At 70.7% G+C, this 11,089-nt stretch carries 9 protein-coding genes; all 9 read right to left on the bottom strand.

Annotation, left to right across the window (positions count from 1 at the left end):
- Positions 1–70: 70 nt before the first annotated feature.
- The gene (locus tag IE274_RS02090; protein ID WP_229909175.1) at positions 71–1,021 is read right to left on the bottom strand and encodes a glutamate ABC transporter substrate-binding protein; all 951 of its coding nucleotides are present in this window, start codon (positions 1,019–1,021) and stop codon (positions 71–73) included.
- A 113-nt stretch (positions 1,022–1,134) separates the two neighbouring features.
- Positions 1,135–2,586 (bottom strand): GlnX family signal transduction membrane protein, encoded by a 1,452-nt coding sequence (locus IE274_RS02085; protein WP_190113775.1) that lies wholly within the window; start codon positions 2,584–2,586, stop codon positions 1,135–1,137.
- 262 nt (positions 2,587–2,848) lie between these two features.
- Entirely contained in the window at positions 2,849–3,868 is a 1,020-nt protein-coding gene (locus tag IE274_RS02080; RefSeq protein WP_229909090.1) for an N-acetylglucosamine kinase, read from the bottom strand.
- On the bottom strand, positions 3,859–5,124 hold the full coding sequence (locus IE274_RS02075; RefSeq protein ID WP_190113774.1) for a 6-phospho-beta-glucosidase: 1,266 nt from the start codon (positions 5,122–5,124) through the stop codon (positions 3,859–3,861). Before IE274_RS02075 ends, IE274_RS02080 begins: the two co-directional genes overlap by 10 nt.
- An 8-nt stretch (positions 5,125–5,132) precedes the next feature.
- On the bottom strand, positions 5,133–6,044 hold the full coding sequence (locus tag IE274_RS02070; RefSeq protein WP_190113773.1) for a carbohydrate ABC transporter permease: 912 nt from the start codon (positions 6,042–6,044) through the stop codon (positions 5,133–5,135).
- A gap of 6 nt (positions 6,045–6,050) precedes the next feature.
- The gene (locus tag IE274_RS02065; RefSeq protein ID WP_190113772.1) at positions 6,051–6,986 is read right to left on the bottom strand and encodes a carbohydrate ABC transporter permease; all 936 of its coding nucleotides are present in this window, start codon (positions 6,984–6,986) and stop codon (positions 6,051–6,053) included.
- A gap of 13 nt (positions 6,987–6,999) precedes the next feature.
- Positions 7,000–8,340, bottom strand: coding sequence for an ABC transporter substrate-binding protein (locus tag IE274_RS02060; protein WP_190113771.1), 1,341 nt, complete (start codon positions 8,338–8,340; stop codon positions 7,000–7,002).
- 103 nt (positions 8,341–8,443) lie between these two features.
- Positions 8,444–9,622 (bottom strand): ROK family transcriptional regulator, encoded by a 1,179-nt coding sequence (locus IE274_RS02055; RefSeq protein WP_190113770.1) that lies wholly within the window; start codon positions 9,620–9,622, stop codon positions 8,444–8,446.
- A gap of 173 nt (positions 9,623–9,795) precedes the next feature.
- The gene (locus tag IE274_RS02050) at positions 9,796–10,890 is read right to left on the bottom strand and encodes a mechanosensitive ion channel family protein (protein WP_190113769.1); all 1,095 of its coding nucleotides are present in this window, start codon (positions 10,888–10,890) and stop codon (positions 9,796–9,798) included.
- Positions 10,891–11,089 lie beyond the last annotated feature (199 nt).

Below are 11,089 nucleotides of genomic sequence, written 5' to 3'. Positions count from 1 at the left end.
GCGTTCCGTGTGCTTCTGGGTGGTCCGGGTGCTGCCGGGTGGGCCGGGGGTCAGTCCTTGTATCCGGGGGTCAGTCCTTGTACTTCGGCTTCGGCGGGCCCGCCGAGTCGCCGAGGTCGTCCGCGAGCCACCTGTCGTAGGAGGCGCGCCAGCCGTCCTTGTCCTTGCGGAAGTCGTCCAGTACGTCGTTCACGCGCCGCACCAGGTCGTCCGCGTCCTTCTTCATCGCCACGCCGTAGTACTCCGTGGTGAACGGCTTGTCGCCCTTCAGCTCCACCGTCGGGTCCTGGGCGGCCTGGCCCGCGGCGAGCGCGCTGTCGGTGACCACCGCGTCCACCTCGCCGAGCTGAAGCCTTACCAGGCAGTCGAGTTGGTTCGGCACCGTGGTCCTGATGTCGGCACCGAAGCTCTTCTCCTTGAGTGCCGTCTCCGCCGTGGAGCCCGCCGCGGAGCAGACCTTCTTGCCCTTCAGCGAGTCGTCGTAGCCCGTGATGTCGGAGGTCTTCGGGGCGAGGACCTGCTGGCCGGTCTCGAAGTACGCCGTGGAGAAGGCGACGTCCTTGATGCGGTCGCAGTTGACGGTCATCGTGCGCACGACCATGTCGACCTGGCCGCTCTGGATCGCCGGCACGCGCTGGTTGGTGGGGATCGCGCGGAACACCACGGCGTCGCGGTCGCCGAGCAGCTTCTCGGCGATCTCGTGCGCCAGGTCGATGTCGAAGCCCTCCAGCTTGCCGACGCCCTTGTTGGGGTCGCGGTAGCCCCAGCGGTAGCTGTTCTGGTCGACGCCGACGACGAGCTTCTTGACCTTGCGCTGCTTGATCTTCTCGATCGTCGGGCCGTCCTTGGTGGCGGGGCGCAGGCTGCGCTCGGGCGCCTGGCACTCGTCGGCGCGCGCGGGCGCGGCCTGCGTCAGTCGGTCGGCCGCGTCCGAACCGCCGTCCTTGCCCGGGTCGTTGTCGCCGCGCAGCTGCGGCAGGGCCAGGATCAGGGCGGTCGCCAGGAGACAGGCGAGGGCCATCGAGGCGACCCCGCCCCAGCCGCGCAGTGCCGCGAGGCCGCGGCGCGGGTGCGCTCCGGCGCCGTGCTGTTCCGTCCCGCCAGGTCGCGTACGCATCGTCCGCGCGCCCCCCATCACCGGTACTCCGAAAGCCTGCGGCCGATGCCCAGCACGGCGGCCGCCGCACCGACGACCGCGAGCACGGCCGCGCCCACGGGCAGGCCCGTCATGGCGCCCTTGCCGTCCTCGGCGGCCCGCTTGAACTCGCGCTGCTCGTGCGCGAGCGCGACATCGAGGGCCGCGTCCACGTTGTCGAAGGACTCGCCGGTCGGCTCGGCGCTCTTCGCGCCTATGACCTTGTCGAGCGCGCCCTCGTAGTCACCCGAGTCGTCGCTCGCGCGGGCCGACTTGTGGCGGTCCTTCCATTCGGTCACGTTCTTCGCGGCCGCCGCCACCGGGCGCTCGCCCGACGCGTCGTCGGCCAGCTCCGCGGCCCTGCCGAGCAGCCCCTCGTCGCCCGCCTTCGCGCCCGCGAGCCGTGCCATCTGCCGTTGGTAGGCCACGTCGAACTTGTCCTTCGTGGCGTCGCCCACGAGGACCGTCTCGGCGCCGCGGCTGACCAGCGTCAGATTCTCGTTGCCCCGGGCCTTCAGGGAGCTGATGCGGGCGTCGTTGAGGACGTTCAGGGACTTCACACCGCGGTCGTAGGACTCGTTCAGGCCCGAGCGGGCGAAGGTGTGTCCGGCCAGCAGCCACAGGAGCGCCACCGCCGCGGCCGTCGTGGCCGCCACCAGGCCCGTGTTGAACACCCTGTTCGTACGGCGGTAGTTGCGGTGCTGGGCCCAGCCGAGGGCGGCGAGGGCCACGACTCCGAAGGCGATCGCCAGCCACGGATACGGCTTCGCGTCCCCGTAGTCATCGGTCAGGCGCTCGTTCTCCGCCTTGTAGAGCTTCTCGGCGGCCGGGAGCATCCGGGTCTGCATCGTGTCGTTCGCGTACCGCAGATAGGCGCCGCCCAGCGGCAGGCCCTGGCGGTTGTTGGCGCGGGCCCGCTCGATCAGGGCCGTGTACTGGGGGAGGAGCTTGTTCAACTGGCTCACCGACGCCGCCGACGAGGCGTCCGAGCCCGCGTTCGACGCGGCCGTCGCCAGCTTCTCGCTCGCCCGGTCGATGTCGCGCTGATAGCGCTCGCGGACCTTCGCCGGTTCCTGGCCGCCCGCCAGGAAGCCGCTCGACGCCGCCGTGTTGGCGTCCGCCAGCGAGCGGTAGATCGCCGCCGCGTCGTTGCTCAGCGGCTGGCTGCGGTTCAGGACGCGGTCCGCCGCGTCCGCCCGGGACGTCGTCTGCCAGGCCGTGACCGCGCCGAACACCAGGACCAGGGCCGCCAGGACGGCGCCTATCGCGCGGAGCCTGCCCGGCTCCGTCGTCGCCGCCGCGCGCAGGCGGTCCACGCCCTCGGCCCACGCCGTGCTTCGCGCCGGCGTGGGCGCCTGGCGCGGTGCCTTGGCCGTCGCCGCTGCCTGCGTCGGCAGCGGCGGGTGGCTGGGCGCGGGCACTTGCGGTGGTGCCTGTGGTGGGTGTGTCACCTGACCTCGACCTCCCCCTTGGTCTTCGGACTGCCCTTGCCTCCGGGCCTTGGTGGCTGCGGAAGCAGTGCACGGCCGCAAGTATCGCCGTAGGGACTGACATCCGCACAGGGCTTGACTCGATCTTGTGCGGATTGGTGGCCGGCCTGGCGTCTTTGAACACGCCTCGGGAGCGTGTTCGGTTCCCTTCGCGCGGGGTGGGGACGGGTGGGGCCCTGCCGGGGGCTCCCCGAGCGGCTGGGGCCTGCCCACCGGACAGGCCCTAGTGGTGGGGCGTCGTGTAGTGGTCCCGCACCCGTGCGTGCACCTTCGCCGGAGTGCCCAGTTCGTCCAGGCCCAGGAGGATCGCCCCGAGGACCGGGCGTTCCGTGACCACGCGGGGATTCGCCTTGGGGGCGCGGTCCGCCAGGAGGGTGCGGATGGTGTCGTCGAGGCGGGGGTGGCGGGCCGCCAGGACGCTGCCGCCGAGGAGGACGGGGGCCGCCTCGTCGAGGAGGCCGAGGCGGGCGAGGGCCACGGTGGACATGGCCACCACCTCCTCGGCCATGCGGTCCACCAGGGAGCAGGCGACGGGGTCGTCGGCGGCGGCGGTGGCGAAGAGGACGGGGGTCAGTTCGTGTTGGCGGGACGGGGGGATGTGCCCCAGGTGCAGGGCCTCGATGAGGGCGTACATGGTGGGCAGGCCGAAGTGGGCGGGGAGGGTCGCCATGAGGGCCGTCGGCCCGCCCCGGCCGTCCTCCGCGCGGGCCGCGTGCCACAGGGCCTCCTGGGCCAGGCCGCCGCCCCCGCCCCAGTCGCCGGAGATCTTGCCGATCGCCGGGAAGCGGGCCGTGCGGCCGTCCGGGAGCATGCCCACGCAGTTGATGCCCGCGCCGCACACCACCGCGACCCCGCGCGGTTCCGCGTCCTCGACGAGGCCCGCCCGCAGGATCGCGAAGGTGTCGTTGCGGACGTCGACGCTCGTGCTCCAGCCGCGCCGCCGCAGCGCCGCCGCCAACTCCCGTTCCTCCACTGGCAGATCGGCGTTGGCCAGGCACGCCGAGACATGCCCGACCGAGGTGCGCCCGGCCTGGGCCAGCGCCCGGTCCACCGCCTCGGCGAGGATGTCGACGGCCGTCTCCACGCCGACCAGCGGGGGCTGGAAGCCGCCGCCCCGCGCCGCGCCGACGACCTCTCCGGCCGCCGTGACCACCGCGACGTCGGTCTTGCTGTTGCCCGCGTCGATGGCGAGCAGGGACAGGGACGCCGAAGGGCCCGCGCCGTGCGTTGTACTCAGGCCCACGCGAGGTGCTCCCGGTTGTGTGCGACGAGGTCGTCCGTGAGCTTCTCCGCGTACTCGTACTGGCCCACCAGGGGGTGGGCGAGCAGCGCCTTGAAGACGCGGTCGCGGCCGCCGTGCAGGGCCGCGTGCAGCGCCAGGTCCTCGTACGCGGTGACGTTCGCGATCAGGCCGGAGAACAGCGGGTCCAGGGCGGGGACGGCCAGCGGGGTGGCGCCGGTGCCGTCCACGGATGCCTGTACCTCGATGACCGCGTCGTCGGGGAGGAAGGGCAGCGTGCCGTTGTTGCGGGTGTTCACCACTTGGTACGGGCTTCCGCCGCCGCCGAGGAGCGACGCCGCCAGGTCCACCGCCGCCTCGGAGTAGAACGCGCCGCCCCGCTTGGCCAGCAGCTCCGGCTTCTCGTCGAGCGCCGGGTCGCCGTACATCGTCAGCAACTCGGCTTCCATCGCGGCCACTTCCGCCGCCCGGGACGGCTTGGTGCGCAGTTCCCGTACGACCGCGTCGTGCTGGTAGTAGTAGCGGAGGTAGTAGGACGGGACCACGCCGAGGCGGTCGACGATCGTCTGCGGCATGTGCAGGTCCGCGGCGATGGCCTCGCCGTGCTCGGCGAGGAGCTTCGGCAGGACGTTCTCGCCTTCGGGGCCGCCGACGCGCGCGCCCAGCTCCCAGGTGAGGTGGTTCAGGCCCACATGGTCCAGGTGCACCTGCGCCGGGTCCACGCCCAGGTGCGCGGCGAACTTCCGCTGGAAGCCGATGGCGACGTTGCACAGGCCGACGGCCTTGTGCCCGGCCTGGAGCAGGGCGCGGGTGACGATGCCGACGGGGTTGGTGAAGTCGATGATCCAGGCGTTCGGGTTGGTGCGGCGGACGCGCTCGGCGATGTCGAGGACCACCGGGACCGTGCGCAGCGCCTTGGCGAGGCCGCCCGCGCCGGTCGTCTCCTGGCCGACGCAGCCGCACTCCAGGGGCCAGGTCTCGTCCTGCTGGCGGGCCGCCTGGCCGCCCACGCGGAGCTGGAGGAGGACCGCGTCGGCGTCGGCGACGCCCGCGTCCACGTCGGACGTGGTGACGATGCGGCCCGGGTGGCCCTGCTTGGCGAAGATGCGGCGGGCGAGGCCGCCGACCAGCTCCAGGCGGTCGGCCGCCGGGTCGACGAGGACGAGTTCCTCGATCGGCAGGGTGTCCCTCAACCGCGCGAATCCGTCGATGAGTTCGGGTGTGTAGGTCGAGCCTCCGCCGACCACTGCGAGCTTCATGTGCTGAATCAGCCCTTTACTCCGGTGAGGGTGACGCCTTCGACGAAGGCCTTCTGTGCGAAGAAGAAGATGACGATGACCGGAGCCATGACCAGCAGCGTCGCCGCCATGGTCATGTTCCAGTTCACCATGTGGGCGCTCTTGAACGATTCGAGGCCGTAGGAGAGCGTCCACGAGCCCGGGTCCTGGGCCGCGTAGATCTGCGGGCCGAAGTAGTCGTTCCAGCAGTAGAAGAACTGGAACAGCGCGATCGCCGCGATGCCGGGCTTCGCCATCGGCACGATGATCGTGAGCAGGGTGCGGAACTCGCCGCAGCCGTCCACGCGCGCCGACTCGATGTACTCCTTGGGAATGGTCAGGAGGAACTGGCGGAGCAGGAAGATCGAGTACGCGTCGCCGAACGCCATCGGGATGATCAGCGGCCACAGCGTGCCCGACAGGTGGAACTGCTGCGCCCACACCAGGTACATCGGGATCACGATGACCTGCGGCGGCAGCATCATCGTCGAGATGACGAGCAGCATCGCCGTGCGCCGGCCGCGGAAGCGGAACTTGGCGAGGGCGTACGCCACCGGGATCGCCGAGCACACCGTGAAGAGGGTGCCGAGGCCCGCGTACATCAGGGAGTTGCGCCACCAGGTGAGGAAGCCGTCCGTCTCGAAGACGGCCTTGTAGTTCTCCCAGTGCCAGGAGGACGGCCACAGGTCGCCGCTCATCGCCTGCGAGTCGCTCATCACGGACGTCAGGAAGACGAACACGAAGGGCAGGATGAAGAGCAGGGCCACGGCGATGGCGACGCTGTGGACCGCTATCCAGTGCAGGATCCGCTTGCGGCGGGCGCGGGCGGCCTCCGGGCCGTGCGGCCGCACGGGGGCGTCGGGGGCCTTCGCGGCGGGTGCGCTGAGTGTCGTGGAAGTCATCGGTGATCAGTCCTCCGCCGAGAGCAGGCCGGAGCGCTTGCGCATCAGCAGCATCGTCACGGCCATGGCGATGGCGAAGAGCACGAGCGAGAGCACGCACGCCGCACCGGTGTTGAAGTTCTGGAAGCCCATCGAGTAGACGAGCTGGGGGACCGTGAGGGTCGAGTGGTCCGGATAGCCGGGCTGGATCACCGAGCCGGGGCCGATGGAGACACCGGAGGCGATCTTTCCCGCGACCAGGGCCTGCGTGTAGTACTGCATGGTCTGGACGACGCCCGTGACCACCGCGAACATCACGATCGGTGTGATCGACGGCCAGGTGACGTACCGGAACTTCGCCCAGGCGCCCGCGCCGTCGAGCTCCGCGGCCTCGTACTGCTCCTTCGGTACGTCGAGCAGCGCCGCCATGAAGATCACCATCAGGTCGCCGATGCCCCACAGGGACAGCATCACCAGCGACGGTTTCGCCCAGTTCGGGTCGTTGAACCAGGTGGGCGCGTCGATGCCGACCCGGGACAGGATCTCGTTGACCGGACCCGTGCCCGGGTTCAGGAGGAAGACGAAGGCGACCGTCGCCGCCACCGGCGGGGCGAGGTAGGGGATGTAGAACGCGGTGCGGAAGAGGCCGACGCCCGACTTGAGCTTCGTGATGAGCAGCCCGAGCGAGAGCCCGAAGACCACCCGCAGCGCCACCATCACCACCACCAGCCACAGCGTGTTCCACAGCGCCGGGCCGAACAGCGGCATCTGCTCGAACACGTACCGCCAGTTCCTGAGGCCCACGAAGGTGGGCTCCTTGATCTGGTTGTAGTGCATGAACGAGAAGTAGACGGTGGCGATCAGCGGATACAGGAAGAAGACGCTGAAGCCGATCAGCCAGGGGGAGAGGAAGCCGAGGACGCGCAGTCTGCGGCGCGCGGGATTGGAGAGTGACAGGGCCATGGCGGGGCGCTCCTCAGTTCTCTGCCTGGAGGTTGTCGGCGTCGATCTGGTCGTCGAGCTTCTTCAGCTCCGCGCGCAGGTTCTTCTTGCCGCCCGCCTCCACGGAGTACGAGAAGTCGCCCAGCGAGACGATGTACGCGCCGCCGTTCGTGGACGGCGGGAGCGCCGTGCTGTGCTTGCTCTCCAGGATCTTGAAGAAGGTGCGGAAGCGCGGATCGGCGTCCAGGCGCGGCGACTTGAGGGCCGCGAAGGTGGACGGGACGTTGTGGATGTCGTTGGCGAGGTCCACGACCTGGTTCGTGTTCGCGGTCAGGAACCTGACCAGCTCCCAGGCGGCGTTCTGGCGCTTGCTGCTGTGCGCGATGCCGAGGACCGTGCCGGTGATGAAGCCGCGGCCGTAGGTGTCGGCCTGGTCGTCCGGCACCGGCAGCGGCGCGACCCCCCAGTCGAACTTCGCCTTCGCGTCGTCCAGCATCAGCCCGCGCCACTCGCCGTCCAGGTGCATCGCCAGCTTGCCGGTGAGGAAGCCGTTCTGGCTCGACATCTCGTCGCCGAACGTGGACCGGAACTTCTCCAGGTCGTCGTAGCCGCCCTGCGCCCTGATCAGCTCATTGGTGGTCTTGTAGAAGTCGTACGTCTTCGGCTCGTTCGCGAGGTTCGACTTGCCCTCGGCGTCGAAGTACTTCGGGCCCCACTGCGCGAACAGCCGGTCGGGGGAGTTCTGGTAGAGCCGGAAGTTCGGCATGAAACCGACGCGCCGGTACGAGTCCTTGCCGCTGCGCACCGTCAGCTTCGCCGCGGCCTTCTTGAACTCCGACATGGTGCGCGGCGGGCGCTTGATGCCCGCCTCCTTGAAGGCGTCCTTGTTGTAGTACATGCCGAACGCGTCCGCGAGGAACGGCAGCGCGCACTGGGTGCCCTCGTAACTCGTGTAGTCGAGGAGGGTCTTGGGGAACGTCTTCTTCTTGTCGAGGCCCGTCTTCTTCATGAACGGGTCGAGGTCGACCCACATGCCGGAGTCGCAGTACTGCCCGACGTTGTTCGTGGTGAACGACGACACCACGTCGGGGCTGTCCCCGCCGCCCGCCCGCAGCGCCTGGTTGATCGTGGCGTCGGTGACGTTGCCGGTCGCCTTCACCTTGATGTTCGGGTGCAGCTTCTCGAACCGGTCGATGCTCGCGTTGATCGCCTTGACCTCGCCGGGCGCCGCCCAGCCGTGCCAGAACTTCAGCGTCACCGGCTTCGTCGGGTCGTCGTCGGCGCTGCCGGTGCTCGGGTTGGCACAACCGGCCAACAGCAGCCCGGCGGTGGCGAGCGCGACCGGCACGCGGGTGCGTATGCGCCATCGCGGCATGGCGGACTTCCTTTGCGGGAGGGGGCGTCGGGGGCGGGGCCGGGTCGACCTCGGGTGCGGGTCCGGGGCGGGGTGTGCCCGGGGGGATGTGGAGCCGGTGGGCTCAGGCGGTGTCGAAGAGGGTTTCGCGGGCCTGGTCGAGGGCGGTGCGCAGGGCGCCGGTGAGGATCGGGTCGCCGTCCAGCTCGCTGATCCGCAGGAGCGGGCGCGGCAGCGCGAGCCCGGTCATCTCCTCCTTGACGCGCAGGCGCAGCTCCTCGCCGCCCGCCTGGGCCACCTGGCCGGACAGGACGACGAGTTCGGGGTCGACGACCGCCACGATCGCGGCCAGGCAGGTGGCGATGTGGTGGGCCAGCTCGTCGCGCACGACGGCGTCGGCGAGCGCGTCGGGCAGCGGCTTGCCCCCCGCCCGCTCGCGGACCACCGCACCGGAGACGAGGCTCTCGAAGCCGCCCCGGTACGAGGACGGCGTCCCCCCGGGGCCGCGCAACAGCGGCGCGCCCGGCACCGGCATGTAGCCGATCTCGCCCGCGCCGCCCGTCGCGCCGCGCAGCAGCACGCCCCCGAGCACGATCGCCGCGCCCACGCCCTCGTCCAGCCAGACCAGGACGAAGTCGTCGTTGTCCTGCGCCGCGCCTTCGTACTGCTCGGCGATGGCGGCGAGGTTCACGTCGTTCTCGATGGCCACCGGTGTGCCGAGGACCTCGGCCAGCTCGGCGCGCAGGGCCCGGGAGTGCCAGCCGGGCAGGTGCGGGGCGTAGCGGAGCTGGCCGCTGTGCGGGTCGATGGCGCCGGGCGTGCCGATGACGGTGGCGCGCAGGTCGTGGTGGCCGAGCCCGGCCTGGGCGAGGGCGCCGTCCACGGCCTCCACGACCAGTTGGGCGGTGCGGTGCCGCACCTCCTCGGAGACGGAATCGGCCTCGATCCGGCAGCGGCCCACCTCGCGTCCGGTGATGTCGGCGACCAGGGCGGTGATGCCGGTGGGGTCGGCGGACAGGGCGGCGACGTGGCCGACGGCCGGGTCGATCTCGTACAGGACGGCGTTGGGCCCTGGCCGTCCGCTCTGGCGGCCGGTGGTGCGCACGAGCCCGGCGCTCTCCAGGCGGCTCAGGAGCTGGGACGTGGTGGGCTTGGACAGGCCGGTCAGCTCGCCGATGCGGGTGCGGGTGAGCGGTCCGTGGGCGGCGAGCAGGTCGAGCGCGGCGCGGTCGTTCATGGCGCGGAGCACGCGGGGCGTGCCCGGCACGCCGGGAGACCCATTGGATGGGGTGGTTCCAGCCATCGCTGACGACACCTGCCCTTCGGCGACCCGCCTCCCTCATGTCACTGTTAGGAAGGCTTCCTATTGGATGCGAGGAACGTAAAGGCCCGTGAAGGGGGCGTCAAGAGCAAGCGCCCCCGCGGCAACCAAGTCGTTACCTGCGGGGGCGCTGTCGTGCGGGGCCGTGCGCGCGGCTACTTCGACAGGTTCGGCGGCGGCGCTATCGGCGACGCCGCCATCGACTGCGGGGACGTCGTCGAGGCGTACGCGGACGGGGCCGCCATGCCCGCCGTCGGGTCCGGGGCCTGCGCCACGCCGCCGTCCGGCAGCACCGGCAGGCCGCCCACGAGGCGGATGCCCTCCGCGTCGAAGGCCCGCTTGATGCGCCAGCGCAGCTCCCGCTCCACCCCGAGCGACTTGCCCGGCATCGTCTTGGCCGAGACCCGCACCACCATCTGGTCGAGCAGCACGCTGTCCAGGCCGAGCACCTCGACCGGGCCCCACAGCTGCTCGTTCCACGGCTCGTCCTTGCCGAGCCGCTCGCCGACCTCGCCGAGCACCCGCTTGATCTTGTCCAGGTCCTCGTCCGGGCGCACCGTCACGTCGACACCGGCCGTCGACCAGCCCTGGGAGAGGTTGCCGATGCGCTTGACCTCGCCGTTGCGGACGTACCAGATCTCGCCGTCGTCGCCGCGCAGCTTGGTCACGCGCAGCCCGACCTCTATGACCTCGCCGGAAGCCACCCCGGCGTCGATCGAGTCACCGACGCCGTACTGGTCCTCCAGGATCATGAAGACGCCGGACAGGAAGTCGGTCACCAGGTTCCGGGCGCCGAAGCCGATCGCGACACCCGCGACACCCGCGGAAGCGAGCAGCGGCGCCAGATTGATCTGGAACGTACCGAGGATCATCAGCCCGGCCGTGCCGAGGATCAGGAACGACGCCACCGACCGCAGCACCGACCCGATGGCCTGCGAGCGCTGCCGACGGCGCTCCACATTGACGAGCAGACCGCCCAGCGCGGTGCCGTCCACGGCCTGCGCCGTGCGGTTCATCCGCTCTATCAGCTTGGTGATGGCGCGCCGCACGATCACGCGGAGCACCATGGCGATCACGACGATCAGCAGGATGCGCAGGCCGATGGCGAGCCACGTCGACCAGTTCTCCTCCACCCAGCTGGCGGCGTTGGTCGCGCTCTCCTGGGCGTCGTCGAGCGTCACGGGTTTGCGCGTCGGCGTCGGTGTCGGGTCCGGGTCGGCCCCGGCGGCCGACAGGGCGGACAGGAACACGGCTGGTACCTCCAGGCATAGCGGCCTGCCCAGGAGATGCACCGGGCAGACTCACCACACTAACGGGGCATTGTGTGGGGATCGTTGTCATGTTCGAAGGAGAGACGGTGCTCACCAGGGCGGACGGGCGCGCCGTCGGAGATGTGCTCGAAAACACTTCAAGGCCGTTACCGGCACATGGTGGCGCTACGACCAGGCA

The sequence above is a fragment of the Streptomyces flavofungini genome (assembly GCF_014650815.1).
Lineage (GTDB): Bacteria > Actinomycetota > Actinomycetes > Streptomycetales > Streptomycetaceae > Streptomyces > Streptomyces flavofungini.
The sequence above is the reverse complement of the archived record's forward strand: the minus strand, read 5'-3'. Positions and strand labels throughout refer to the sequence as shown.